The sequence below is a fragment of the Gluconobacter sp. P5H9_a genome, assembly GCF_018812085.1.
Lineage (GTDB): Bacteria > Pseudomonadota > Alphaproteobacteria > Acetobacterales > Acetobacteraceae > Gluconobacter.
In genome coordinates, this window is the sequence record NZ_JACRVW010000002.1 from 12,739 (window position 1) to 38,230 (window position 25,492).

Here is a 25,492-nt window from a genome sequence, read left to right on the forward strand (position 1 = left end):
TGTGCATTGTTAAGGCGATGGTTTTCGCTGGGATATCTTAGACGAAAGCTACGAAAACGTCTGCTCTTCCAAAGGGAACATATATTCCAGACTTACTGAAGAGTGGGCTCTCAACCTCACAAAAAGACGGAACAATGAGATATATAACACAATACGTATGATATATATCATCATAAAGTGATATATTTAACTGAGAATCAGATTGCAGGCTCATCACAGGGTGTGAGAATAGAATAAATATTCCGCATATCGGGGAATGTTCAGACACGATGAAGGTGGATCCTGCGATGTCTACAGATCTTGATGTTATCACCATTGGTCGCGCGTCCGTGGACCTTTACGGACAGCAGATAGGTAGTCGGCTTGAAGACATGGCCAGTTTTAGCAAGGCGGTCGGGGGGTGTCCGGCCAATATTGCAATCGGAACGGCGCGTCTTGGATTAAAATCCGGCATCATTACCCGCGTCGGGAACGAGCATTTTGGACGATTTATTCAGGAGCAGATGAAGCGTGAAGGTGTGGCGATTGAAGGAATTCGCACAGATCCGGACCGGTTTACTGCTTTAGCAATTCTGGGCGTCAAAAATAGGGAAAGTTTTCCGCTACTATTCTATCGGACAGATTGCGCAGATGCTGCATTGAATGAAGACGATATTGATCCGGCCTTTATCCAGCGCGCGCGGGCAATTGTCGTAACCGGAACACATTTTGCCCAATCTGGGTCTGCCGCAGCACAACATAAGGCGATGCGTCTGATCCGAAAGGCCGGTGGTCGTATTGCTTTCGATGTGGATTATCGGCCGAACCTCTGGGGACTGGCTGGGATCGGGGACGGCGAGGCCCGCTATGTTCGTTCTGAGAATGTGACATCTCATTTGCAGGACATTCTTCCGGATTGCGATCTGATTGTTGGCACGGAAGAAGAGCTTCATATTGCGGGTGGTAGCGAAGAGACGTTGGAGGCCATCCGGAATATCCGCTCGGTGTCAGATGCCACGATTGTTTGCAAGCGTGGGCCCATGGGATGTGTCGTCTTTGACGGCGAAATACCTGACAGTCTTGAGGAAGGTATCAGCGGCCCTGGTTTTCCTGTGGAAGTCTATAATACGCTTGGCGCAGGGGACGCCTTCATGTCCGGCTTCCTACGTGGCTGGCTGAAGGATGAGCCCCTATCGGAATGCTGCCGATATGCAAATGCCTGCGGTGCTTTTGCTGTTTCGCGTCTGCTCTGCTCGTCTGAAATCCCAAGCTGGAAAGAGCTCGAGTATTTCCTTTCACACGGATCGACTTACAGGGCCCTGAGATATGATGAAGCTCTGAACCATCTTCATTGGGTTACAACCCGCACAGAGCAAGCCTTTCCGGTTATGGCGTTGGCCTGTGACCATAGGGTTCAGCTTGAAGAGATGGCCACCGCAGCCGGAGCACCATCCAGTAGGATTGCCCGTTTCAAGATCCTGGCTGTCGAAGCTGCGGCGAAGGTCGCGAAAGGGCGGGAAGGTTTCGGGGTCTTCATGGACGGTCGGTATGGTCAGGATGCTTTGTTTCAAGCGGCGGAAAATGGCCTCTGGACAGCACGTCCTATTGAAAAAACCGGCTCAAGGCCGCTGGATTTTGAAGGGCAGGGCAGCTTGGGTACGTCGCTCATCGAATGGCCGAAGGATCAGATCATCAAATGTCTCTGTTTTTACCATCCGGACGACAGCGACGATCTGAAACTCCGGCAGGAACGTGAACTCCGTCGCGCTTATGAGGCATGTCGTTTGCAAGGGCGGGAGTTGTTGCTGGAAATTATTGCTGGAAGGCACGGTGAACTCAAGACGGATACTGTCTCTCGCGTGCTTGAACGGCTCTATGACATCGGCATTCAGCCAGACTGGTGGAAACTGGAGTCACAGCCCTCCGAAGCTGCGTGGAAAAAAATCGGTGAGATTATTGAACAGCGTGATCCGTTCTGCCGGGGTATTTTGCTTCTCGGGCTGGACGCCCCGGTCTCGGAACTTGAAGAGGCATTCCACAAGACGACAGCAACACCCTGGGTCAAGGGTTTTGCAATCGGGCGGACCATTTTCAGTGACACGGCCCGGGCGTGGTTGGCTGGCCAAATGTCGGACAATGAGGCCCGTGACGAGTTGGCGCGTCGTTTCGAGCATTTTGTAGTGGCTTGGCAAAGCAGGGGGCGTCCTCTGCCTCATCAGAGTGCAGCCTGAGCGAATGCCCGGAAGGATATCCCCATGAAAACGATACGCCTGACTATGGCTCAGGCATTAGTGCGCGCCATGGCCGCGCAGAAGACCGAAATAGATGGCCGAATAGAGCCCTTTTTTGCCGGAGTATGGGCAATTTTCGGACATGGCAATGTAGCGGGTCTCGGAGAGGCACTATATGAAGCCAAGAATGATCTGGTTACCTGGCGTGCCCATAATGAGCAGGGTATGACGCATATTGCGACGGCCTTTGCCAAAGCATCCCGTCGGCGCCGTGCGATGGTCTGCACGAGTTCTATCGGGCCTGGTGCGTTGAATATGGTGACGGGGGCGGCTGTGGCCCATGTCAATCGCTTGCCGCTGCTGCTTTTACCAGGCGACGTGTTTGCCAATCGTATTCCGGATCCTGTGCTTCAGCAGATCGAGGATTTTGGCGATGGTACAGTCAGTGCAAATGATGCGTTCCGGTCAGTGTCGCGCTATTTTGACCGTATAGCACGGCCAGAGCAGATCATCCCGGCGTTCAATCGTGCCATGACGGTTCTGACGGATCCTGCCGAGTGCGGTCCAGTCACACTATCTCTTTGTCAGGATGTTCAGGCAGAAGCATTCGATTATCCGGAAAGCTTCTTCGTCGAGCGTATTCATCGTATTCGTCGGGCTCAACCTGATGAACGTGAGTTGATGGAAGCGGCGGAGCTCATCCGTGCATCCAGCAAACCGCTTGTGATTGCAGGTGGGGGAACCCTTTATTCTGGTGCGGAGCAGGCGTTAGCGGAGTTCTGTACCCGACATGGGGTTCCGTCTGGCGAAACGCAGGCGGGGAAGTCCTCTCTGTCTCCTGATCATCCGTTGAATATGGGAGGTCTTGGTGTGGCTGGTACATCTGCAGCCAACGACCTTGCGGAAGAAGCGGATCTTATTATTGCCGTCGGGACCCGTCTTCAGGATTTTACTACGGGGTCCTGGGGGATGTTCCGTAATCCATCCGTAAAGATCGTAACTCTGAACGTGCAGGTAGCCGATGCGACCAAGCATCTCGCAACCCCACTTGTGGCGGATGCCCGCGTAGGATTGCGGGCGCTGGAAAGTTATCTTGCAGAATGGAAAGCTGACCCTGACTGGACGCAGAAGGCCAGAAACGCTCTTGCAACATGGTCTGAGAGCTCTCTGGGCTATCAGGCCGAGCCCTCTGTCAGGCAGGAAACCCTACCCAGTGATGCACAAGTGGTGGGGGCGGTGCAGCGTATGGCCCAGCCGAGCGATATTGTTGTGTGTGCCGCCGGAGGATTGCCAGCGGAGCTCCAGAAGCATTGGCGTCCCGGGATGCCTGGCGGATATCACATGGAATACGGCTTTTCCTGCATGGGGTATGAGCTGGCAGGTGCGATTGGCGTGAAGATGGCAGAGCCTGACAGACATGTGACTGTTATGCTCGGTGACGGTTCCTACCTCATGCTGAATTCCGAAATCGCAACTTCTGTGATGCTGGGCCAGAAGCTGACGGTCGTTCTCCTTAATAATCAGGGTTATGGCTGTATCAATCGGCTACAGCAGGCAGTCGGCGGTGCGCCGTTCAATAACCTTCTGGAAAATTGTACACAGGTCGTGACGCCGGAAATTGATTTTATCCAACTGGCGCAGGGGCTTGGTGCCCGCGCAGAAAAAGTCTCGGGGACTGCGGAGCTTTCGGAAGCCGTGCAGCGGGCAAGAACGGCAGATCGTACAACAGTGATCGTTATTGATACTGACCCCAAAGCAATCACTGATGACGGTGGAACATGGTGGGACGTTGCGGTCCCGGAAGTGTCATCGCGTGAATCGGTTCGGGATGCGCGCGCAACCTATGAACGCTTGCGCATGGGACAGCGCATCGGAAACTAAAACTGCACAGGATGTGTGGCCTTCAGGGAAGGCCGGGAGTCTTCAATGTCTGTTAGAATTGGTGCCAATCCGATCATCTGGAGTAACGACGACATGCCGTTTCTGGGTGGAAAAATTTCTCTGGAAACCTGTCTTTCCGAAGCGCGCGAGGCAGGTATTGAAGGAATGGAACTAGGGAACAAGTTTCCCAGAACGGCGTCTGAACTGGAGACAGTGCTCACGTCCTATGGCTTGAAGCTGGTTTCCGGATGGTATTCGACGGAGCTTCTGATCCGGAGTGCCGAAGAAGAAATTGAGCGCATGCAGCCGCATCTTCAGCTTCTCAAAGCGTTGGGTGCTCCCGTTTTTATCGCCGCGGAAACCTCTAATGCCATTCACTCGGATGTCAGCATCCCGCTTTCCCATCGGCCTGTTCTGGAAAAAGAGGCGTGGCTGGAATTCGGACACCGCATGACGCTCATGGCGGATGCTGTCGCTGCTGAAGGCCTGGATTTCGTTTATCATCATCACATGGGCACTGTTGTGCAGTCCCGGCAGGATATCGATGACTTGATGCGTTTGACAGGGCCGTCCGTAAAATTGCTTCTTGATACCGGGCACGCTCTGTGGGGAGGTTCAGATCCTGCAGAACTGGCGAAAGTTTATCGTAATCGTATCCGGCACGTGCATGTGAAGGATCTGCGACCAGAAAAGCGAGCCAGGGCGAATAGGGAAGACTGGAGTTTTCTGCAGGCTGTCATGGGAGACGTTTTTACCGTTCCCGGAGATGGTTGTATCGACTACGCCAAGGTATTTTCGGAAATCCCTGAATATTACGGCTGGGTCGTTCTTGAGGCCGAACAGTATTCGGAAGAAATCAGCCCTCTGACTTACGCTCGGATGGGCCGGAATCATCTGGTGAATATCCTCTCACAGACGGGGCACATGTCATGTCTTCGCGCCTCCTGATTCACGCTCACCCTCGCGATGAAAACTGCCGGATCATCAATCTGACGCCGGAGAAAGCGGGGTGGGACTACATTGGGTTTGAAGTGATGTCACTCAAGGCCGGTGAAACGGTTTCTGAAGCTACGGATCGTACTGAGGTCTGTCTTGTTATCGTGAGTGGTCGTGCACGTATCGAAGGTGTGGAGCAGGATTTCGGTTTGATTGGAGAACGGATGAGTCCATTTGATGGGCTTCCATGGTCCGTATATCTTCCTCCGGGGACAATCTGGCGGGCGGAAGCCGAGACGGATGTTGAATTGGCAGTTTGCCGCTCACCCGCGTCCGGCAAATACCCTGCACGGCTTATTCCTCCCGATGAGGCTGGCGAAGTTGCTCGCGGAACCGGGACAAACGAGCGGTTTATCCGGAATATCCTGCCGGATACTGCACCAGCGGAAACGCTTCTGGTCGTAGAGGTAATTACCCCTGGTGGCCACTGGTCCAGCTATCCACCACACAAGCATGATACAGACGATTTCCCCAATGAGACCTATCTTGAGGAAACGTATTATCATCGCTTGAAACGGGGAAGTGGCTTCGCTTTACAGCGTGTTTATACCAAAGATGGATCGCTGGATGAGGCCATGGCCATATCCAATCGCGATACGGTTATGGTTCCGAAAGGGTATCATCCTGTCGGGGCGCCGCATGGTTTTGACCTTTACTATCTCAATGTGATGGCCGGCCCGCGTCGGGCATGGAAATTCTCCATGGATCCAGACCAGGCACACCTTCCATATTGAGCGATAAAGAAAGCCTGCAAGGCAGGTTTTTCAACCAGGAACGATAAAGCCAACCAGTCACCAAGAGAGAAATGCTTCTTAGTGATGGAGTAGAAATCATGGCAAGTATCAAGGATGTCGTGTTCGTTCAGTCTGAGCGGCATGACGTGAAATATGTGCTTCGTATCTGTGCCGTTGCAGCGCTTGGGGGTATCCTCTTCGGATATGATACTTCCGTCATATCCGGCGCCATCGACTCACTTCGCGACTATTTCCATCTGTCTCCGGCAGAGACAGGGTGGGCGGTCTCGAATGTGGTTGTTGGATGCATCATCGGTGCAGCCCTGTCCGGCTGGATGGCGCACAGGCTGGGTCGGCGCGTAACGCTTTTTGTGTGCGCCATTCTGTTTACGATTTCGGCTCTGGGTGCCGCGCTCGTTGATAGCTTCATGTGGTTTGTTATTTACCGCATGATTGGTGGCATTGCAGTGGGTGTGGCTTCGGCAGTTTCTCCGATGTACATGTCGGAAGTCTCACCGAAAGACATGCGCGGTCGTGCTCTGACAATGGAGCAGTTCGCTATTGTTTTCGGGCAGGTTGTAGTCTTCATCGTGAACTATCTGATTGCGAGAAGTGCGTCGACCGAGTGGTTGAGAGACGTTGGCTGGCGCTGGATGATCGCCTCGGAAATCGTGCCCTGTGTTATTTTCTGCGCCACGATTTTTCTGATCCCGGAATCTCCCCGCTGGCATGTTCTGCGTGGCCGTGACGAAGAGGCACTTAAGACCCTGAAGCGGATTTCCAATGAGCAGCATGCTCAGTCTCTGCTGGGTGAAATTCGTGAATCCGTTGCCAATATCGAAATGGATGCCCGAAATAGCGTCTCTGTATTGAAACGCGACGGAGCTAAGTGGATCATTTTCGTAGGCGCCATGATTGCTCTGCTGCAGCAGCTCACAGGTGTTAATGTCATCATGTATTATGCTCCTATGGTTTTGAAGACAACCAGCGGTGGCATTCAGGCAGCACTTTTCCAGACGATCTGGATTGGTGTGGTCTCAGTCTGCGGTGCGATACTTGGCGCGTGGATTATCGACCGAAAAGGGCGTCTACCCTTGATCCGTGTAGGATCAGTTGTCATGTGCCTCGGCCTGCTGACAGTTTCCTGGGCTCTCTATACCCAGACGACAGGGTTGCTGGCGCTTGTTGGTATGCTGGTTTTCATGTTTGCTTTCGGCATGTCCTGGGGGCCGGTAACATGGGTTTTGGTCGCCGAAATTTTCCCAAATGCTATTCGCTCCATCGGTATGAGTATTGCCGTTTCATGCCAATGGACCATGAATTTTGTTGTCAGCCAGACGTTTCCGATGCTGAGTGAAAACAAGTTCCTGAACGAGCATTTTCATGGAGCATTCTCCATGTGGCTCTTCGCCGGATTGTGTCTCGTATGCATGTGGTTCGTGCTTAAATTTGTTCCGGAAACTAAAGGCGTTTCTCTGGAAAAAATTGAAGCTGTCATGCTTAGTCGTCGTCCGGGTGGTGCGCCAGTAGCTGTGCCGGTAAGTACGCCGATTGCTCCTGCCGTATCTGGTCAGGAGTAAAGGTTATGAATACATTGAGGATTGGCCTGATTGGTACGGGTTTCATGGGAAAAGCCCATGCCCTTGCTTATCAGGCGGCTGGAAACGTTTTTGACGACATTTCTCGGCCCGTTCTTCATAAGATCGCCGATATTGATGGAGAACGCGCACGCCTTTTCCAGCGTCAGTTCGGTTTTGCGTCCTATACCCAGGATTGGCAGGAGCTCATTGATGATCCATTGATTGACATCATCTCCATTACGACTCCGACACTTTTGCATCGTCAGATGGCACTGTCTGCTATTGCTGCGGGCAAACACGTTCACTGCGAAAAGCCATTGTCTCCTACTGCGTCAGAGGCATCGGAGATTGTTCAGGCGGCTGAAAAAGCAGGTGTGAGGACACAGAGTGGTTTTAATTATCTTAAAAATCCGCTGCTGAGATACGCACGTGATTTCATCAAGTCAGGAGAGTTGGGAGAAATTTACGCTTTTAATGGCATCCACGCAGAAGATTTCATGTCGGATCCCTTGTCCCCCTATAGCTGGCGATGCGATCCTGCGGGAGGGACGGGGGCGCTGGCAGACGTGGGAAGTCACATTATTTCCGTTGCACGGTTTCTGTTAGGGCCCATAACGTCCGTCTTTGCCCAGTTGGACACGGTAGTGAAGAAACGGCCTGCCTTTGCCGAGGCGTCAGAGCTCAGAGACATTAATATTGATGACGTGGCTAGAATGATTGTCACGTTTGAGCGTGGATGTTCCGGAACTCTTCAGGCCAACTGGCTTGCGACAGGACGGAAAATGCAGCTGGAATTTGAAATTTCCGGCAGTAAGGGAGCATTGTCATTCACTCAGGAACGCATGAATGAACTGCTCTATTATAAGGCTGGTGACGATAGCCGGACAAACGGTTTCCGGCTGATCGAAACTGGCCCGCAACATCCGCCTTATGGCTCATTCTGCGTCGCGCAAGGCCACCACCTTGGTTTCAACGATATCAAGACGATCGAAATGGCAGAATTTATTCGCGCCATTGATCGTGGCGAACCCAGCACTCCTGATTTCCGGGAGGCATGGGAAATTCAGAAGATCATAGATGCTGCTGTTTGCTCACATCAGCAAAGGCAGTGGCAGACGATTTCCTGATCCGTTTCAATTAAAACTGGAGAAATACCATGCCATTACTTCACTTTCATATGCTTGAAGGCCGCACGGATGCGGAGATCAAGACGCTTCTGGATGCTGCCCATGAAGCGATGCTGGAAGCCTTTGAAGTCCCGCGTGGAGACCGCTATCAATTGGTTTCTGAGTACAAGCCTTCACGCATGATCGTGGAAGATACGGATCTTGGAATTCCGCGGACTGAAAAAGTTGTGGTTGTTCAGATGTTCAGCCGGCCACGCGGCGAAGAAAAGACGGCATTATTCTACAAACTGCTAACAGAACATCTTGAGCGGACGTGCGGAATTGCTTCGTCGGACGTTATGGTGTCCGTGGTTGAAAATCAGGATGCGCACTGGTCCTTTGGGCTGGGAAGAGCACAGTTTCTGACGGGGGAACTTGGAGGAAAATAGTCTTCTCCTCCCATAGCTGTAACCAAACCTAGATCAGAGGACAGGCTGCATCAGTGTTGAGACATATTCTGTGCAGTCTGTCTCTTCTGAACGTGGTTCATAGATGTCGAAAAAAGTACAGTATAAGTGACAGAGCTTATATGCTTTCAGGCGTGTCGAACCTTGAGAAATTTTCCAGCTCCTGGCATGGCGGCGAGCTTTCCCTCTTCCATGGCAAGAGTTCCACGTAGAAAAACCTTTGTCGGCCAGCCACGGACAGTCAAACCCTCATAAGGCGTGTAGTCGATGTTGCTCTGAAAGAGGTCATTGGTGATCGTGACTACGCGGTTCGGGTCCCATAGAACCAGATCGGCGTCAGAACCGGGGGCGATCGTGCCTTTTTCGGGATAGAGACCATAGCGTTTTGCTGGGGTCGTAGCGGTGAGGCGCACGAAGTCGGTCAGGTCCAGCTTCCCGCTGTTGATGGCGGCATCATAAAAGACTAGCAGGCGTGTGCCGAGACCGGGCATGCCATTGGGAATAAGGGAGAAATCGGCATACCGACCATGACGACCTTTCCCGACGGCGCCATCAAATGTGTAACCACAATGATCGGACGAAATGATACTGATGACACCGCTTCGAAGGTAAGACCACATACCGTCCTGCTGTGCTTGGGTGCGCAGCGGTGGGCTACAGATGTATTTCGTACCTTCGAAATTTTCGCGTTTGAGGGCGTCTTCGGTCAGAGTCAGGTAATGGGGGCAGGTTTCAGCCACAACCTTGACGCCCCGTGACTGGGCCCGGCTGATTTCCTCAGCGACTTCGGGGCAGGAAACATGGAAAATCTGAATTTCCTGGTCCACGAGTTCACTCAGTGTCATCGCGCGGTAAGTGGCCTCACGTTCTACACTGGGGGGACGCGAAGTTGCATGACCATGAGGTTCGGTCCGACCCTCCTCCAGGTGACGCAGGATCAGGTGACGGATGGCATCGTAGTTCTCACAATGGACGGAAACAATGATCCTGCTTTTACGGGCGGCTTCCAGAACCTGAAGAAACTGCCCGTCGGCAAGATGAAAGTCGTCATAGGTCATGAAGACCTTTAGGCCGGCCGCTCCCCGTTCGGCTACAATGGGAATCTCGTCATGGATTGTCTGGTCATCGGTACGGGTGATGATCTGGTGAATAGCAAAATCGATCCGGGAATTTGCGCCTTTCTCACGATAAGCCTCAAATTGCTCCACGAGACCTCGTCCGGGAACATGCGAGGCAAAGCAAACCGCTGTCGTGGTGCCTCCAAGCAGGGCCGACCCGGTAGCTGAGACGAAATCGTCTTCATGGATTGTGCCGTCAGCCTCTTCCTGCTCGATATGGCAATGGCCGTCGATCCCGCCTGGCATGACCAGAAGACCGGTCGCATCGACCGTTTCATGTCCTTGGAGATTGGTACCGATCTCAACGATTTTTGAGCCGTTGATCCCGAGGTCGGCGATATATTTGTCTGTCGCGGTAACGATCATACCGTTCCGGATCACGAGGTCAAAAGTCGTCATGATGGTGTCTCCTGTAAGATGGGGCGTTTTAGCCGCCCCTGAGAATGTCCATGCAGTCGGCCGCGACATTGCGCAGATGTGTAACCATGGCTGCGCGTGCGGCCTCGCGATCGCCTGCAAGCAGGGCATCTACGATGGCCAGATGTTCAGATGTGGAAGAGGGGACGCGACCGAGGGGGTAGGTGACTTCGCACAGCCGGGTAAGGGTACGGAGTTCGTCGATCGTACGGAGAAGAACGCTGTTTCCTGAAACTGTCGGGAACATGCGGTGAAGCCGGTCATCAAGCTGCCATTGGGCGGCTGTCTGGTCGGGAGTTTTTCCCAGTTCCACAATGTCGCGGCGCATTTCCTCGAGCGTGGCGCGGTCGAGTTTGTCGAACGAGAGGGCGATGGCTTCGCTCTCTAAAATTTCACGGATATGAATGGCCTGAAAAAACTCAATGGCCGAGACATTACGGACGGCAAAAGAGCGCGATCCCTGTTTGATCAGGAGGTCTTCAGCAGCAAGGCGCATCAGGGCTTCGCGCACAGGTGTGCGGGAAATTTCGAGATGGTCCGCAAGACGGCCTTCCACGACTGACATGCCGCTGGGTAGCTTTTTCTCAAGGATCATACGTTTAATCTGCGTGTAAGCCAGTTCTGCGAGATTCTGCTCGCGATCGGCCACCATGTAATCGCTCATTACGGTCCTTCCACTGTCATGGCAGTTTTCAATGCAGTTGACAGTTCCTGCCATTCTTCTGGAGCGATGATATCAGAAGCCTTGCGCGTGCGGCAGGAGGGCCATTTATCCTGCATGACCAGGCAGGCTTTCAAGCGTAGGGTGGCTCGTCCCCCTGGAGCACGGCCGTAGATCAGGTTGGCGAGGGGCTGGACAGCTTCATGGATCTTTTGCGCGGCAGGCAGGTCGTTTGCACGTATGGCGCGGAACAGACCGGCCATGGCCTTCGGCAGAATGGCGGCCAGGCTGACGAGACTACCGGTGGTGCCGATAGCAAAGCAGGCAAGGAGATGTTCGTCTCCCGATGCCATAACGTCTACGTGTGGCGCGATGCGTGCGGCTAGTCTGCGGTGTCGGTCATAGGCATTGGCTTCCCAACTGCCTTCCTTGACGGCAACGACCCCCGGAAGCCTTAACAAAGCTTCGAGAATTGGTAGGGAATAGGCCATACCCCCGCTGCTGATCGAGGACTGATAGAGCATGGTCGGGACGTCAACCGCTTCACAGATCGCGGTGTGATGGGCGATAATGGCATCGGCGTCCTGTGAGACGGCCCAGGAAAAGGGTGGAAACACAAGGAGTGCGTCAGCGCCGGCAGCTACGGCGTCCCGTGCGTGCTCGCAGGCTTCATCAAGGTCTTCGGAAAGAACACCGGAGACAATGATCCGTGTTTTTCCGATGGTTTCCGCAGCCAGCTCCACCACCCGGCGCTTTTCGGCTCGGGTCAGAAGATGGTTTTCGCCAGCATGGCCGTTGCAGAGAATACCGACAATACCTTGGGGAGCAGTGCACTCTGCAAGATGCTGACTGAAAAGGGCTTCATCCAGCGTGTCATCAGCCAGAAAAGGCACAAGCGTGGCGGCGTAAACGCCCCGGAACGGCGTAGGAGACGCGGGAATCATAGCTGGGCTCTGGTGGCTGAAGAGGGGGAGAAACGAGAGGGATTAAAGGCGCTTAAGTCGGGATCGGCGCCGAGAATGCGCTCGGCAAGGAGACGACCCATGTAGGGGCCGCTGGTAAAGCCCGAGTGGACGCAGCCGACAACAAAGGCATCATCATCAGGTGTAAGAGCGCCTATCAGCGGCATGGCATCTGGAGTTTCAGATTCCAGTCCAAGCCATACCCGGAGGATCTGTGCCTCGTTCAGACGAGGGACGACATGCTGGGCGAGGCGGACGTTACCCTGAAGATTTTCAGGAGTGACGCGGGTGCCACCGTCACAAATGTTGCCTTCACCCTGCCAGCCTCCGCCAATCAGGACACTGCCATTGGCGAACTGTTTGAGTGACAGCAGACCGTTGGCGATGCTGAGTACGCTTCCCATGACAGGTGGCAGAGTTTCTGTAACGACGAGCTGGTTGATAAGGCAGCGGATTGAAATGTCATGTCCAAACCAGCCAAGCATCTTTTCCAGCCAGGCACCGGTACTTAGAACCACACGGCGTCCGTGTATGGCGCGCGCGTGACCAGTAAGGCGGATTTCATGACCTTGTCCCCTTACGGAGGAGATACTCTCGACGGGAGCATTCTCGATGAGAGTGATACCAGCTTCTTTTAATGCGCGGGCATAGGCTCCTCCGACGCGATAGGTCGGGATATGACCATCCAGCGCACAATAGGCGGCGGCACGCAGACGGGGATTTACGCCTGGTTCAATGCTGACGGCTTTTTCTGCTGAAATAATCTCAATAGGTGCACCCATATTTTGACGGACGCTCGCGCGCTGTCGAAGAAGATCTTCTTCTGCTTCGGTAAAAGCCATGGACAGCCCTGGCGTGGCTAGGGCACCGACATCCTCGCCCAGCCATTCTACGCTGTTGAGCCACATTTCCCGCCCGCGAATGGCGTGAGGAATGAGTTGCGCACGTGTCATGTGCAAAGTCAGTGTTCCAGCGTTAACACCTGAAGCAGCACGAAACATGTCTTGCCGGTCAACTAAAGCGACTTTCAGGCCTGCGCGAGCCAGAAATAGGGCAGTAGTAGCCCCCATGACACCCGCGCCGACGATGATGGCATCATAGATCACGGGTGATTCATGAAATGCGACGGTCATAGCGGAGCCGCCTTTGGTAAAGGGATATCGGAATAAGCGAACTCTCCGGTTACGGAGGTCAGGGGCAGTGGAAAGAAAGGTATGCGGGCCGTGAAACTGCCTGCCTCTTCGGGAGTGCTGTTGCAGGCAGTCGTAAGAAGAGCACGCGCACTGTCTTCACACATACGTCCTTGACAGGGCCCCATGCCGCAGCGGGTCCATGCCTTGAGCTGGTTCAAATCTTTTGCGCCAGACTGGATGGCGGTTCGTAATGTTCCAGCTTTTACACGCTCGCAGCGACAGACGATGGTATCATCAGGCAAACGGGCACCTATCGTACGCCCCGCGTTCATAAGCGGCAGCATTCGGCGGGAGACAGCATCCAGACGGCGAAGATGCCGGAGCGGCGTTCTGGTCAGGCGGGCATATGCCTTGGCTGAAATCAGCCCGCGATCGTGTGCGACTGCATGGGCCGTGACAAGGCCGCGTAGGCGGGCGACGGCCATGCCACGAATGCCCGCAGCGTCTCCCGTGACGTATAAATCGGGACAGCTTGTGCGACCTGCGACATCTGTGACGGGCTCGAGATAACCACCGAGTGAATCATAGCGGTGCTGAACACCGGCGGTTCGCGTAATGAGTGTCGAAGGCTTGAGACCATAGCCACATGCGGCGGCTTCGGCAGTGTAAAAGTGGTGACGCTCCGGATGGTCCATATCGCTAACCGTCAGAAGCAGGCCTGTTTCAGTTTCCTCCGCGGCCGACAGGAACGAGCGGTGATGGACTGGAATTCCAGCTTTGCGTAAGCGAAGCATCCACGCGGCAGCCTGCGTGAGGCGAGAGGAATCGAGCGTGAGCATGGCACCCAGCCGGGCCCAGTCGGCACGGTTGCCTGAATCTATAATCGCAGTGACTTTGCCGCCCATTTCAAGAACCTGATGGGCAACCGAAAAGAGAAGCGGACCGGAGCCTGCAACTACGACACTTTGGCCTGGTAATGTTCCACCATTACGCATGAGAATACTGGCGCCAGCAAGGCCGGTAATGCGGGGTGTCGTCCAGCCTTGAAAAGGAAAGAATCGCTCAGTCGCACCATTGGCCACTACCACCGTAGACGGCGGAATTTGGTCCATTCCATCAGGGCCAAGTAGGTCGAGTGTCAGACTGGGAGATAGGCCCCAGACGCGGGTGGAAAGGCGCACCCGGACGTTCGAGGTGGCCAGCTTCTGACGAAGGGCGTCGCCTCCGCTGAATTCATGGTTGGGTGGAACTGTCTGACGTGCATAGGAAGAGGGTGCACGAAAGATCTGTCCACCGGCTGAGGGCTGTTCATCGATAAGCGTGACAGGAAGGCCGTGGCGGGAAAGCGCAATGGCGGCGGTGCTACCCGCAACTCCGCCACCTATCACGGTGACTGGGGATCGATCAGGCTTGGGCATAAGGCGTAACGGTCATGTTCGGGAGGACGGAGGCTTTGCAGGCGTAATCGATCGCGCCATTGATAAGAACGCGACATTCCTGACAACTCCCCATGAAACAGAAAGCGCCCCGCGGGGTGCCGTCGATACCGGATTGTCCAAGTTCGAGAATGCCTGAGCGACGAAGAGCCGCTGCAACAGGTTCCCCCTCAATGCCATTTACCGTGCGGGTGCCCGATCGGCTTTGAAAAACAAAAGTGATCGGGGAGTTTTCGTTGCTCATCTGGATCGGTCCGGAGAAGAAAATTCTTCTAAAGGGTTTTCTATCGTATACATAACGTATATTCGAATTAGATCAGTGATCTGACAACCGCAACCCTAAAGTCGCACAGCATCAGGGAAACCTTTCTTGAGAGTGATCCGGATCAACCAGTTTCTGGGATTCTGCGCTGTCTGCAGTGTTCTTGCTTTCGGTAAAGCCGAAGCGAGGGAGAGCGCTGCCATCCGGGCGAGCGGTCATATCAACATCGGCGTGGAAGCCGGATTGCCGCCTTTGGGGCAATATGATGTCCGTAACGAGCTGGCAGGTTATGATGTCGATGTTGGGCGAGCCATTGCATTGGGGCTGGGTGTAGAACCGCGGTTTGTCACGCTGTCATCCAGTGGTCGCATTCCCTATCTGCTGGCAGGGAAGGTCGATATCGTTCTAGGCGGGCTGACGCGCACCCCGGAGAGAGCGCAGGTCATCGCGTTTTCCCATCCTCTTTATTCCGAGCAGTTCGCAATCATTGCGCCAAAAGAGCGAGGTATTTCGTCGTTTACTGATCTGCTTTCAGGAATGCATCAGCTCGTGGAGGTCCGAGGATCAACGGCTGTGGCGTATCTGCGGGAGCATGCTCCAGAAGCGCCGATGCTGCTTCTGGATAGCTACGCGGATGCAATTCGGGCTCTTGCGCAGGGACGGGGAGATGCGATGGTCGATGTCATTGAATATGTTGGTCATTACTTACCGGTGCAATCACAGGTTCGGTGGACTGTCATTCGCGGGTTTGCACCGCCTGTCGGGGAGGACTGCATTGGCCTTGCCCGTGGAGACGTGAGGCTGCGAGCAGATGTGAATCATGTGCTTGAAGCAATGGAGCAGGACGGGCGGCTTGAGGCGATTTATCGCAAATGGTTCGACCCCGGTTCTGCGCAGGCAGTTCCATGAGTCAGCTAAATTTTCATCCGGTTCTGTTGCGGCTGCCTTTTTTGCTGGGTGGTGTGGGTGTCACAGTCTTGATTGCGACACTCGCTTTTGGGTTGGGGCTGTTTCTGGCTATTCTTCTAGTCATTTTGCGGTTTGAAAATAAAGGCTTCTGGTGCAAGGCAAGCCGCAGTTTCAGCACAGCTTTGACCAATACACCGCAGCTCTCTCAGATTTTTGCGGTTTTCTACTGTCTACCCCTGATGGGACTGATGGTGTCACCGTTTCTGTCTGTTGTCATTGGCATGACGCTGAATGCGGCTGCGTATCTGGCGGATATTCTTGGGGCTGGGATGGCACGGGTGCCGCCAGTTTATCATGAAGTGGCTCTGACGCTGGGCCTCAACCGTCGTCAGACCTATCTGCGGGTCATACTGCCGCATGTCGGGCGCACGATGTTCCCGGCTTTGGCCAATCACTTTCAGATTATGATTCTGGGAAGTGCAATGGCGTCTATCTTTGGTGTCGAGGACCTCACGGGCCGTGCCTATGATATCGGATCGACAACGTTTCGCATTCTGGAAGTCATGCTCGTGACCGGCGGTTTGTACGCCGTACTGTCCTTTGCATTGACAGGTTTTTTTGTGCTGTGTCGTCGCACAATGGAGCGCATGGTATGATTGCGTTCTCGCATTATGACATGGCGCTATTGCTGCAGGCGATGCTGCGGACGATCGTTCTGTCTCTTGGTGGAGGATGTCTGGGGATCGTCGGAGCAGTTCTCCTGACGGCGCTGCGGTTTTCAGCAGGGCGTGCGTTGCTGCCGCTTCGGGCACTGGCGGTCGCATATGTGCAGACCATCCGGCGAGTTCCGTTCATTGTGACGCTTTATATTCTGTTCTTCTGTACAGGGATGGCAGGTGTAGACGTCTCGGCAACTGTAGTGGCGATCTGCTCAATCGGGTTGATCGCAGCGGGATATCTCTGCGAAATTTTGCATGGCGGGATCAATACGGTCCCGGTTGAACAGGTTGAGGCTGCACTGGCCTTAAACCTGCCAACCTGGGCGCGTTGGCGGTACGTGATCGGGCCACAGGCAATGTCGGCCGTCATTCCACCTGCTGTGGGATATCTGGTGCTCTTTATCAAGGACACAGCGTTGGCCTCGCAGATCGGCGTGGTGGAACTCAGCCAGGCCGGTGTGATCCTTTCCAGCCGCGGGCTGCCGTCAGCGCAGGTCTTCTGCGCGGTACTGCTGGTTTATTTCGTTATTTCCTATCCGCTGACCTGTCTGAGCCGTCTTCTGGAGAAACGCATTGCCGTACATTGATGTTCGGGACGTCTGTGTCCGTCATGGAAAGAACGAGACGCTCGGGGAGGCCGGGTTTGTGGCTGAACGCGGGGAGATCGTCAGCTTCATCGGGCCTTCGGGTTCAGGAAAAACCACGCTGCTGCGAACCTTGATAGGGCTGCAGCCTGTCGTGCGGGGAAGCATGACGGTGGATGGGCGCGTCGTCGATATGTCGGCGACAGGCGCTGCAAAAACCCTGCGAGACCAATCGGCGATTGTTTTCCAGCAGTTCGGCCTCTTTGGTCATATGTCAGTGTTGCGCAATCTGACCCTTGCACCGACCGTCGTGGCGAAACGAACGCGCACGGAGGCTGAGAATGAGGCGCGCGGGCTGCTCGAACGGCTGGGGCTGGGTAACAAGGCTGATGCGCTGCCTGCAGACCTTTCGGGCGGTCAGAAGCAACGTGTTGCCATCGCACGTGCCTTGATGCTTCGGCCCGCGCTGTTGCTTCTGGACGAGCCGACATCAGCGTTGGACCCGCGGAAGGTTCATGAAGTCAGCGTGCTGCTGCGCGACCTCGCGCGTGACGGCATGACCGTCGTTCAGGTTTCGCATGCGATGAGTGTCGTCTCGTCACTGTCAGATCGGATCGTCCTGCTGGAGGATGGTCGCGTTCGGGCTGTGGGCAACGGCCTGAGAGAGGCCGCGCAAGAGCCCGATATCGCAGCGTTCATGAATACCCATGGCAGTGACCCCGGGGCTGGTCTGCCCGTGGGCCAGCTTGGCCCACAACAATGATGTCTCGAGTAATAAAGGAAAAATCCATGAAATTTCGCGGCACTTACACCGTCATGATCACGCCGTATGACAGCGAGGGACATATTGATGTTCCGGGGCTTCGACGCTTCACGGATTGGCAGATTGCTCAGGGGATCGCTGGTCTTATTCCGCTCGGTTCCACAGGAGAGTTCCTGTCACTGACGGATGATGAGCGCACGCTTGTTGCACAGACAGTGATCGAACAAGCCGCAGGACGTGTTCCGGTGTTTATCGGCACGGGCGCAGAAAACACCTATGACGTGATCCGCTACAGTCAGGAGGCCGAGCGCCTGGGTGCGGATGGCGTGATGATCATTCCGCCATTCTACTCCACGCCAACAGACGATGAACTTTTTGTTCACTATCGCCGTATCTCGGATGCGATTGGCCTGCCGATCATGCTTTACAACAACCCGGCAACAGCAAATGTGGACCTTAAGCCCGAACTGGTGGCACGTCTGTCGCATATTGATAACTGCTGCCTGATCAAGGAATCCACAATGGATGTCACCCGCGTACGGGACATCATCCGTCTGTGTGGTGATCGGCTATCAGTTTTTGGCGGGATCATGGGCTTCGAGAGTTTCCTTGAAGGAGCGATCGGCTGGGTCGCTGTCGCGTCCAACGTGGCGCCACATGTCATGAGTGAGATTTTTAATCTCTCTGATGGGTACAAGGACATTGGCAAAGCGCGGGAAATGTATTTCCGCCATGTGCCGCTGATCCAGTTCGTAGGCGGGCAGGGCTATGTTTCGGGGACGAAAGCTCTCCTGAAACATATGGGATTCGATGTTGGCGGCCCGCGTGCCCCGCGCCTGCCGCTGCCGGCTACGGACGATGCCCGTGCGCTTCAGATTGTTAAGGATCTGGGCCTCCGGTTCGAAGAAGGTGCCTGAAATGGCTAAGGGGGCTCTGTCACGTGTGTTGCGAGGCAAAGGGCTGTTTTGTGCGGTTCTGTGTTTCGGGTGGCAGGCAGCGCCGGCCACACCATGCCCGACTGTAGTCCCTGGCTTGATTTCGCCAGGTCAGCTTGTCATGGCGACCAATCCAACGCTGCCGCCGTTGCAATATGTGACGGTAGATGGGCGGATTGCCGGTATGCGGATGGAACTGGGAGACGAACTGGCTCGCAGGCTCTGTCTGAAGCCGATCTTTCTCTCGACCTCTTTTGCGCAACTCACGCTTGGCCTCCTCGAAAAGCGCTGGGACGTTATCAACACTGGAATGTTCTATACGTCTCAGCGCGCAAAGCTGATGGAGATGATCCCCTACGAGATTCAGGCGATCAGTGTATCCCTGAATAACGATACGACCCTTCGTCCAGCCCGACTTGAGGACCTTTCCGGCACATCAGTTGGGGTGGAAATGGGGGGGATCGAGGAACGTCATGCACGCGAAGCAGATCAGGCGCTCCGAGCGAGCAACCGGCCAGGGCTTGAAATTAAAACGTTCCAGAATGTTGGGATTGCCTTTGCTGCTTTGCGGGCAAAGCAGATCACAGCCGTGCTTTCCATTGATGCTGTAGCGCAGCGCAATGCTCATCAGGGAGGCGTCCGGCCTGTTCTGGCGGGGCTGTATCCCACACCGGTAGCGTTAGCGCTCCGCGATTCGGCGCTGGCACAGCAACTGGCCTCGGTTCTGGAAGGTATGCGGCAGGATGGCACGCTGGCCCGTCTCATGGCGCCTTATGGCGTTGCTCCGTTCCCGGGGCACATCACAGTTTCCAAGCCTCATTTTTCCGACAACACACGCTAATTTTTCATACGCTGAAGCGGGGCATCGACATGCAGATCTGGAGTTGGCAGGGCTTCTTCACCTATCTCGGCAGCCCGTATATTTTTCGGGGTGCACTTCTCACCGTCTACATGACGGCGGTCGCGATGGTGCTAGGATTTCTTCTGGGGCTTATTATTTCCCTTATGAAACGGTCTTGCCACCCTTTGCTGTCCTGGCCTGCGCGGTTTTATGTCTGGTTTTTCAGGGGCACGCCTTTACTGGTACAGCTTGTGGTAATCTACGCCGGATTGCCCAAGCTGGATATCCGTTTGAGCGTAATGGCGTGCTCGATTATCGGCTTAACGCTGAATGAAGCGGCCTATCTGGCAGAAATCATACGTTCGGGACTTAATGCCGTGCCTGAAGGGCAGATTGCGGCAGCGCGCGCGCTGGGTTTGAGCGAACGACAGATCGCTTGGCGTATCGCATTTCCGCAGGCGTTTCGTCTTGTTATTCCGCCTTTGGGCAATTCAGTGAATGGCCTGCTGAAAACGACAAGCGTGACGTCCGTTATTTCCATGGAAGAACTCATGCAACGCAGCCAGATCCTTGTGCAGGATCAGTTCATGGTGCTGGAGCTGTTTTCGGTGGCTGCGTTGTATTACTTACTAATGACCACAGCATGGGATTTTCTGCAGCGCCGGATTGAGCGTTATGCTGAGCGTCCGTATCTCCGACAGCAGCGTCTGATCCCGGAAGATATCATCAGTTTGCCTGTCAGCACACAGGATGCGCGCTAATGGCTGACACTCTGAGTTTTACGTTTGATGGCAATACGCTTTCAGCGAAGCCAGGCCAGACTTTGACGGCTGCTTTGATGGCGGCGGGAAAGATTGTGCATCGCGTAGCACCTGATGGTTCGGCACGCGGACCGCTGTGCGGCATTGGGGCATGTCAGGAGTGTCTGCTAAACGTGGACGGGCGGATGTCCCTCCGTGGATGCATGACGCCAGTGCGAGAAGGAATGGTGGTCCATCGCAATGCACGCTTGCCGGATGTCACAATCGCGCAGGCACTGGCTACGGATGTTATCGATGGCGAACAGAACCAGTTGGTCGAGCATACATGTGACGTTCTGGTAATTGGTGCGGGGCCAGCAGGTTTAGTCGCAGCGACAAAACTGGCTCAGGGGGGGCTGGACGTTCTGCTGCTTGACGAGAGGCATATTCCGGGTGGTCAGTATTTCAAGCAGAATGCCGTAAATCCGCAGCATCAGGATAGTCAGGCTCGCCGAGGGCGGGCGCTGATTGAAGCCATGCAGCAGAGCGGTGCGCAGTTGTGGCACGATACGCTCGTCTGGTGTGCCTATCGCGAACAAGGTGCGCTCGTCATCGGTGGTCTCAGGGATGGTGAAGCGTTTTATATTCGGCCAAAGCGGATCGTCATAGCGACTGGTGGGCAGGAAACACCCCAACCCAGGCCCGGTTGGACGCTTCCGGGCGTGATGACAACCGGTGCTGCTCAGACATTACTGCGGGCCTATGAGACTGTTTCGCCTGGCCGGATTCTTGTCGCTGGAAACGGTCCGCTCAATCTGCAGCTTGCGGCCGAACTGGTCAGGCGGGGTGCTGAGGTGGCTGCCGTCGTGGAAGTCGCGCCTGATCCTATGACGCGGTCTGTTCTGGCTGGCCAACTTTCAGTGGCTTCCCCACGGCTGGCTCTTGCTGGTGTGCAGCATCTGTTGACGCTTCGCCGGGCTGGAGTTCCCGTGCTGTGGAGCAGTGTCGTGACACGCATTGAAGGAAACGAGCGTGTCGAACGAGCCTGCGTACGGAACGTGGACGGTCAGAACCGTTGGTTGGATATACAGACGGTCTGTCTTGGTGACGGCTTTGTCCCGGCGGGAGAATTGCCCCGGCTGCTGGGGTGTCAACAGCAGGTGCGGACGTGGCCAGTCATTCACCCTGAAACCGGGCGTACTCCCGACGGGCGCACGGATCAGGACGATGTCTTCATTATCGGTGAAGCGGGACGCTTTGGCGGGGCTTTTCTTGCACAGGCTCAGGGCGAACTGTGTGCGGGACGACTTTTGGAACTGGAGCGACGGGAGGCTTCGAAGGGCTTGGAACGGGCCCTGCGGATCTATCGGCGAAGCGAGCGTTTCCAGTCTCTTCTATGGAAACTCTACAGTCCTGTCATCACGTTGCCCTCACCGGAAGGCCAAACGGTTCTATGTCGATGTGAATGCGTTTCAGCGGGAACCGTCCTGGGACGGATGGCAGAAAATGGCATTAATGATCTGGCCACTCTCAAGCGCACGACGCGGGCGGGAATGGGGCGTTGTCAGGGACGTTTCTGTCAGGCGGCACTGATGGCAGTTCTGCCTTCTGCGACCAGCGAGCGCGATTTTACAGCGCCGCAAGTTCCATTGCGTCCGGTGCCAGTGTCCGCGCTAGCTCGTCAGAAGCCTGAGTGGCGCGGGCACCGTCGTGTGGCCATTCCTTCGGGTCTCGGAACGCCGCTGCGGACACCCGAAATTTCTGATGAAATTGTGGATGTCGTCGTTGTTGGGGCTGGGATCGTCGGACTTTTTGCAGCCCTTTTCCTGGCTGAAGCAGGAAAATCCGTCGTGGTGCTGGAAAAGGGGCGTGCAGGAGCCATGGCCTCGGGAGGGAATGCGGGAAGCCTGCATGCTCAGCTCATGGCCTTCGACGCAAGCGCAGACAGTGATGGGCCGTCTATGCCTGCCCGGACACTAGCACTGCAGCGTGAGTCGATCAGAATGTGGGAGGCGCTTCGGGGCCGGTTTGACCGGGATCTGGAAATCAAGATCTGCGGAGGACTGGTCGTTGCGGAAACAGACGCTGACATGACGCGCCTGCGGAGCAAGGTTGCGGTCGAGCAGTCTTTGGGCGTGGATGCACGGATCTTGGATCCGGATGAATTGCGGCGGATCGAACCCAATCTGCGTGAGGGGTTTCTTGGGGGAGCGTACTGTTCCGAGGAAGGTAAGATCAATCCGATGGCTGCGACGCAGGCCGTTTTGGCGCACGCCCGCAAGGCAGGCGTGTGCATCGAGGAATTGACGCCGCTGTCCGCGATTGATCGTGAAGGCAAACGGTTTGCCGTCCGGGCAGGCGCGCGGAGATGGTCGGCTGGTGCCGTGGTGAATGCGGCGGGTGCCTATGCGGGTGAGGTCGCAGGGCTTGTGGGACGGACACTGCCTGTTTTTGGAGCTCCGTTGCAGATGATTGTCACTGAACCTGTTGCTCCGCTGGTACATTCTCTTCTTGCCCACGCGAGCCGTCACCTGACGCTTAAGCAGGCGGCGAATGGCTCGCTATTGATCGGCGGTGGCTGGAGTGCGGGCCTCGATCTTGTGCATGGTCATCCCCGTCCGCTGCGGGAAAATCTTGAAGGCAATCTGTGGGTTGCTCAGCGTCTGGTTCCGGCTCTGGCTGCTGTTAATATTGTTCGAAGTTGGGCTGCCATGAACATTGATGTCGATGGAGCGCCCATTCTTGGGGAAAGCCCGGATGTTCCGGGATTCTTTACAGCGGTGACAGCCAACGGCGTGACGCTGGCGCCTGCCATGGGCCGTCACGTGGCCGACATGCTGTTGGGGCGCTGCGAGCGGCCTGATCTGGGGATCTTTTCTCCAATCCGTTTTTATGGAAATCCGTCATGATCACACTTGAGAAGGTGATAAAATCCTACGGTGCTTTTCAGGTGCTCAAAGGATGTTCGGCAGAGATCTCCAAAGGAGAGGTCGTAGTTGTCTGCGGGCCGTCCGGTTCTGGGAAATCCACGCTTATCAAATGCATCAATGCGCTCGAAACGTTCGAAAGCGGCCAGATCTACGTGGATGGAATGGCAGTTCGTTCAGCGCAGACCAATCACTCGGCGCTAAGGGCGAAGGCGGGGATGGTCTTCCAGAGCTTTGAACTGTTTTCGCACCTGACCATTCTGGAAAACATAATGTTGGCGCCGCGCATTGTGCAGAAGCGTAACAGCGCCGAAATCCGCCCTTTGGCGGAAGCGTTGTTGCGTCGTGTTGGTCTTGAGCGTCATGCGAACAAGTATCCAATTGCGTTGTCAGGTGGCCAGCAGCAGCGTGCAGCGATCGCACGGGCGCTTGCGATGAAGCCGGATGTCATGCTGTTCGATGAGCCAACTTCCGCACTGGATCCAGAGATGGTTCAGGAAGTCCTTCAGGTCATGACAGAATTGGCGCGCGATGGAATGACCATGATGTGCGTGACGCACGAAATGGGATTTGCACGCCAGGTAGCGACACGGATCCTGTTCGTGGACGCAGGTGAGATTGTTGATGACTGTCCGGCGGAGGATTTCTTTGCGGGAAAATGCTCGCCACGTGCCCAGTCTTTTCTACGCTTCGAAGAGGTTTCGTAAGAAAGAAAAAAAATTTTCGCATGGACGTAACATTCCGCTTCGTGATCGAATTCATTCGGTATACAAAGAGAATATGAATCGAGGACGGAACGAAGATCCGATGGGAGGCGCTATGCTGGGAAACGATTCCTGTTGTGAAAAGACGGTGGCCAATCGCCTCGGCGGCGTCATTGATCGTGACTTCGATGCGCGGCAGGTTCCTTTCCTGCAGGCGCTCGTCGGTGTTCCTTCGGACAATCCACCCGGCGACTGCGCGCCACATGCTTATTTTTCGGCTGAGCGCCTGAAAGACCTTGGCTTTGAGGTCGAATGTCATCCTGTTCCACAGAGCGTTGTGGGGCAGTATGGCATGAAGAGTGCCACGAATCTGATCATTCGGGAGCGCTTTGGCGATGGATCTGGGCCGGTCGTTGCCCTCAATGCACATGGTGATGTAGTCCCGCCGGGAGACGGATGGACTCATGATCCCTATGGGGGTGTTATTGAGGATGGACGGTTGTATGGGCGCGGCGCGGCGGTTTCAAAGTCTGATTTCGCGACCTATGCTTTCGCGCTTCAGGCTTTGCGGGAAGTCTGTACCGATCTGTCAGGAACTGTTGAACTCCATCTGACCTATGACGAAGAAATAGGTGGTCACGTCGGTCCCGGATGGCTTCTTTCTGAGGGGCTGAGCAAGCCGGATTACGTTATCAGCGCTGGTTTTACCTATGATGTGATGATCGCCCACAATGGTAGCCTTCAGTTGGATATCATATTCACGGGCAAGTCTGCGCATTCTGCCTGGCCTGAAACAGGTGCGGATGCGATCGAAGCGGCATGTCGGGTGATGACAGCGCTCTATACTTATCGTGACGGTCTGTCTGAACACCGAAGTGCCATTGAGGGGATCGACTCTCCTACGCTTGTGATCGGGACAATTGAGGGAGGCATTGCCGCCAATGTTGTGCCTGCCCAGGCGCAGTTCCGTTTGGAACGACGGATATTGCCTGACGAACAGGCCGCTGAGGTTGAAGCAGAGTTGCGGCGCGTGATTGCTCAGGCGGCAGATATGCCCGGTGTGGAGTGTGTTGTGTCACAACATCTTCTGGCTTTGCCACTGGTACCTACAGAAGGTCAGGCACCGCTGATCAAAGCATTACAGGATGCTGCGGAAGCCGCCTTTGGCGAACGGATTGCCCAGAGAGGCATGCCACTCTTCACCGATGCACGGATCTACAGCAATTGGGGCTGTCCGACTGTTCTGTATGGGGCAGGGCCGCGCCGTCTACAGGATGCCAATGGCCATCGCGCCAACGAACACGTGGTTCTCGAAGACATGCGACGCGCGACAAAAGTGGTTGCAGGGGCGCTCTCGCAACTCCTGCGTTCCGAAGCTGCGTGATCCTTAACGTCTTTTGAATGTTC

23 protein-coding genes are annotated in these 25,492 nt (G+C 55.1%); 17 read left to right on the forward strand and 6 right to left on the reverse strand.

Annotated features, from left to right (window positions below; genetic code table 11):
• Positions 1-287 precede the first annotated feature (287 nt).
• The 7 genes from iolC (at position 288) to KP708_RS02180 (ending at position 8,956) form a co-directional block, all read left to right on the forward strand.
• On the forward strand, positions 288-2,210 hold the full coding sequence (gene iolC, locus KP708_RS02150; protein WP_252347377.1) for a bifunctional 5-dehydro-2-deoxygluconokinase/5-dehydro-2-deoxyphosphogluconate aldolase: 1,923 nt from the start codon (positions 288-290) through the stop codon (positions 2,208-2,210).
• Between the two features lie 24 nt (positions 2,211-2,234).
• A complete protein-coding gene (iolD, locus tag KP708_RS02155) occupies positions 2,235-4,091 on the forward strand; it encodes a 3D-(3,5/4)-trihydroxycyclohexane-1,2-dione acylhydrolase (decyclizing) (RefSeq protein ID WP_215750153.1) in 1,857 nt (618 codons plus the stop codon).
• Positions 4,092-4,136: 45 nt separating this feature from the next.
• Positions 4,137-5,039, forward strand: a complete 903-nt coding sequence (gene iolE, locus KP708_RS02160) for a myo-inosose-2 dehydratase (protein ID WP_215750154.1) — start codon at positions 4,137-4,139, stop codon at positions 5,037-5,039.
• Positions 5,021-5,821 (forward strand): 5-deoxy-glucuronate isomerase, encoded by an 801-nt coding sequence (gene iolB / locus KP708_RS02165; protein ID WP_215750155.1) that lies wholly within the window; start codon positions 5,021-5,023, stop codon positions 5,819-5,821. The genes iolE and iolB overlap by 19 nt, the downstream gene beginning before the upstream one ends.
• Positions 5,822-5,919: 98 nt before the next feature.
• Positions 5,920-7,401, forward strand: coding sequence for a sugar porter family MFS transporter (locus tag KP708_RS02170; protein WP_215750157.1), 1,482 nt, complete (start codon positions 5,920-5,922; stop codon positions 7,399-7,401).
• Positions 7,402-7,406: 5 nt separating this feature from the next.
• A complete protein-coding gene (locus KP708_RS02175) occupies positions 7,407-8,528 on the forward strand; it encodes a Gfo/Idh/MocA family protein (protein ID WP_215750159.1) in 1,122 nt (373 codons plus the stop codon).
• Positions 8,529-8,557: 29 nt separating this feature from the next.
• Complete coding sequence (locus KP708_RS02180; RefSeq protein WP_215750161.1) at positions 8,558-8,956, forward strand: tautomerase family protein; 399 nt, start codon at positions 8,558-8,560, stop codon at positions 8,954-8,956.
• Between the two features lie 146 nt (positions 8,957-9,102).
• Here the strand turns inward: KP708_RS02180 and hydA are convergent, their stop codons facing one another.
• Genes hydA through KP708_RS02210 form a run of 6 tightly spaced genes read right to left on the reverse strand, consistent with a single transcriptional unit; the run spans position 9,103 to position 14,945 of the window.
• Complete coding sequence (hydA, locus tag KP708_RS02185) at positions 9,103-10,491, reverse strand: dihydropyrimidinase (RefSeq protein WP_215750163.1); 1,389 nt, start codon at positions 10,489-10,491, stop codon at positions 9,103-9,105.
• Between the two features lie 28 nt (positions 10,492-10,519).
• The gene (locus KP708_RS02190; protein WP_252347378.1) at positions 10,520-11,173 is read right to left on the reverse strand and encodes a GntR family transcriptional regulator; all 654 of its coding nucleotides are present in this window, start codon (positions 11,171-11,173) and stop codon (positions 10,520-10,522) included.
• A complete protein-coding gene (locus KP708_RS02195) occupies positions 11,173-12,114 on the reverse strand; it encodes a dihydrodipicolinate synthase family protein (protein ID WP_215750165.1) in 942 nt (313 codons plus the stop codon). Before KP708_RS02195 ends, KP708_RS02190 begins: the two co-directional genes overlap by 1 nt.
• A complete protein-coding gene (locus KP708_RS02200; RefSeq protein ID WP_215750167.1) occupies positions 12,111-13,265 on the reverse strand; it encodes an FAD-binding oxidoreductase in 1,155 nt (384 codons plus the stop codon). The genes KP708_RS02195 and KP708_RS02200 overlap by 4 nt, the downstream gene beginning before the upstream one ends.
• Entirely contained in the window at positions 13,262-14,683 is a 1,422-nt protein-coding gene (locus KP708_RS02205; RefSeq protein ID WP_215750169.1) for an NAD(P)/FAD-dependent oxidoreductase, read from the reverse strand. The genes KP708_RS02200 and KP708_RS02205 overlap by 4 nt, the downstream gene beginning before the upstream one ends.
• Entirely contained in the window at positions 14,670-14,945 is a 276-nt protein-coding gene (locus KP708_RS02210; protein ID WP_215750171.1) for a 2Fe-2S iron-sulfur cluster-binding protein, read from the reverse strand. The genes KP708_RS02205 and KP708_RS02210 overlap by 14 nt, the downstream gene beginning before the upstream one ends.
• Before the next feature lie 132 nt (positions 14,946-15,077).
• Here KP708_RS02210 and KP708_RS02215 point away from each other — a divergent pair, with 132 nt between their 5' ends.
• From KP708_RS02215 to KP708_RS02260, 10 genes are all read left to right on the forward strand, one after another.
• Positions 15,078-15,872: a transporter substrate-binding domain-containing protein gene (locus tag KP708_RS02215; RefSeq protein WP_371822744.1), complete on the forward strand. Its 795-nt coding sequence runs from the start codon at positions 15,078-15,080 to the stop codon at positions 15,870-15,872.
• Positions 15,869-16,528 carry an amino acid ABC transporter permease gene (locus tag KP708_RS02220; RefSeq protein WP_215750174.1) on the forward strand — a complete coding sequence of 220 codons (660 nt, stop codon included), beginning with the start codon at positions 15,869-15,871 and terminating at the stop codon, positions 16,526-16,528. The genes KP708_RS02215 and KP708_RS02220 overlap by 4 nt, the downstream gene beginning before the upstream one ends.
• Positions 16,525-17,178, forward strand: coding sequence for an amino acid ABC transporter permease (locus tag KP708_RS02225; RefSeq protein WP_215750176.1), 654 nt, complete (start codon positions 16,525-16,527; stop codon positions 17,176-17,178). Before KP708_RS02220 ends, KP708_RS02225 begins: the two co-directional genes overlap by 4 nt.
• The gene (locus KP708_RS02230; protein ID WP_215750178.1) at positions 17,165-17,938 is read left to right on the forward strand and encodes an amino acid ABC transporter ATP-binding protein; all 774 of its coding nucleotides are present in this window, start codon (positions 17,165-17,167) and stop codon (positions 17,936-17,938) included. The genes KP708_RS02225 and KP708_RS02230 overlap by 14 nt, the downstream gene beginning before the upstream one ends.
• Before the next feature lie 26 nt (positions 17,939-17,964).
• Positions 17,965-18,855 carry a dihydrodipicolinate synthase family protein gene (locus KP708_RS02235; protein ID WP_215750180.1) on the forward strand — a complete coding sequence of 297 codons (891 nt, stop codon included), beginning with the start codon at positions 17,965-17,967 and terminating at the stop codon, positions 18,853-18,855.
• A gap of 1 nt (position 18,856) precedes the next feature.
• Positions 18,857-19,714, forward strand: coding sequence for a transporter substrate-binding domain-containing protein (locus tag KP708_RS02240; RefSeq protein ID WP_252347379.1), 858 nt, complete (start codon positions 18,857-18,859; stop codon positions 19,712-19,714).
• 29 nt (positions 19,715-19,743) lie between these two features.
• A complete protein-coding gene (locus KP708_RS02245; RefSeq protein ID WP_215750182.1) occupies positions 19,744-20,475 on the forward strand; it encodes an amino acid ABC transporter permease in 732 nt (243 codons plus the stop codon).
• Entirely contained in the window at positions 20,475-23,363 is a 2,889-nt protein-coding gene (locus tag KP708_RS02250) for an FAD-dependent oxidoreductase (protein WP_215750184.1), read from the forward strand. Before KP708_RS02245 ends, KP708_RS02250 begins: the two co-directional genes overlap by 1 nt.
• Positions 23,360-24,088 carry an amino acid ABC transporter ATP-binding protein gene (locus KP708_RS02255; RefSeq protein WP_215750186.1) on the forward strand — a complete coding sequence of 243 codons (729 nt, stop codon included), beginning with the start codon at positions 23,360-23,362 and terminating at the stop codon, positions 24,086-24,088. Before KP708_RS02250 ends, KP708_RS02255 begins: the two co-directional genes overlap by 4 nt.
• A 112-nt stretch (positions 24,089-24,200) precedes the next feature.
• Entirely contained in the window at positions 24,201-25,469 is a 1,269-nt protein-coding gene (locus KP708_RS02260; protein WP_252347380.1) for an ArgE/DapE family deacylase, read from the forward strand.
• The last annotated feature ends 23 nt before the right edge of the window (positions 25,470-25,492 follow it).

Coding starts and splice junctions, on each gene's coding strand:
- KP708_RS02195 (WP_215750165.1), bottom strand. CDS start 12,114: ATGATTCCCGCGTCTCCTACGCCGTTCCGGGGCGTTTACGCCGCCACG.
- KP708_RS02190 (WP_252347378.1), bottom strand. CDS start 11,173: ATGAGCGATTACATGGTGGCCGATCGCGAGCAGAATCTCGCAGAACTG.
- KP708_RS02180 (WP_215750161.1), top strand. CDS start 8,558: ATGCCATTACTTCACTTTCATATGCTTGAAGGCCGCACGGATGCGGAG.
- KP708_RS02255 (WP_215750186.1), top strand. CDS start 23,360: ATGATCACACTTGAGAAGGTGATAAAATCCTACGGTGCTTTTCAGGTG.
- KP708_RS02225 (WP_215750176.1), top strand. CDS start 16,525: ATGATTGCGTTCTCGCATTATGACATGGCGCTATTGCTGCAGGCGATG.
- KP708_RS02235 (WP_215750180.1), top strand. CDS start 17,965: ATGAAATTTCGCGGCACTTACACCGTCATGATCACGCCGTATGACAGC.
- KP708_RS02220 (WP_215750174.1), top strand. CDS start 15,869: ATGAGTCAGCTAAATTTTCATCCGGTTCTGTTGCGGCTGCCTTTTTTG.
- iolD (WP_215750153.1), top strand. CDS start 2,235: ATGAAAACGATACGCCTGACTATGGCTCAGGCATTAGTGCGCGCCATG.
- KP708_RS02205 (WP_215750169.1), bottom strand. CDS start 14,683: ATGCCCAAGCCTGATCGATCCCCAGTCACCGTGATAGGTGGCGGAGTT.
- KP708_RS02200 (WP_215750167.1), bottom strand. CDS start 13,265: ATGACCGTCGCATTTCATGAATCACCCGTGATCTATGATGCCATCATC.
- KP708_RS02175 (WP_215750159.1), top strand. CDS start 7,407: ATGAATACATTGAGGATTGGCCTGATTGGTACGGGTTTCATGGGAAAA.
- KP708_RS02240 (WP_252347379.1), top strand. CDS start 18,857: ATGGCTAAGGGGGCTCTGTCACGTGTGTTGCGAGGCAAAGGGCTGTTT.
- KP708_RS02170 (WP_215750157.1), top strand. CDS start 5,920: ATGGCAAGTATCAAGGATGTCGTGTTCGTTCAGTCTGAGCGGCATGAC.
- KP708_RS02250 (WP_215750184.1), top strand. CDS start 20,475: ATGGCTGACACTCTGAGTTTTACGTTTGATGGCAATACGCTTTCAGCG.
- KP708_RS02245 (WP_215750182.1), top strand. CDS start 19,744: ATGCAGATCTGGAGTTGGCAGGGCTTCTTCACCTATCTCGGCAGCCCG.
- KP708_RS02210 (WP_215750171.1), bottom strand. CDS start 14,945: ATGAGCAACGAAAACTCCCCGATCACTTTTGTTTTTCAAAGCCGATCG.
- iolB (WP_215750155.1), top strand. CDS start 5,021: ATGTCTTCGCGCCTCCTGATTCACGCTCACCCTCGCGATGAAAACTGC.
- hydA (WP_215750163.1), bottom strand. CDS start 10,491: ATGACGACTTTTGACCTCGTGATCCGGAACGGTATGATCGTTACCGCG.
- iolE (WP_215750154.1), top strand. CDS start 4,137: ATGTCTGTTAGAATTGGTGCCAATCCGATCATCTGGAGTAACGACGAC.
- KP708_RS02260 (WP_252347380.1), top strand. CDS start 24,201: ATGCTGGGAAACGATTCCTGTTGTGAAAAGACGGTGGCCAATCGCCTC.
- iolC (WP_252347377.1), top strand. CDS start 288: ATGTCTACAGATCTTGATGTTATCACCATTGGTCGCGCGTCCGTGGAC.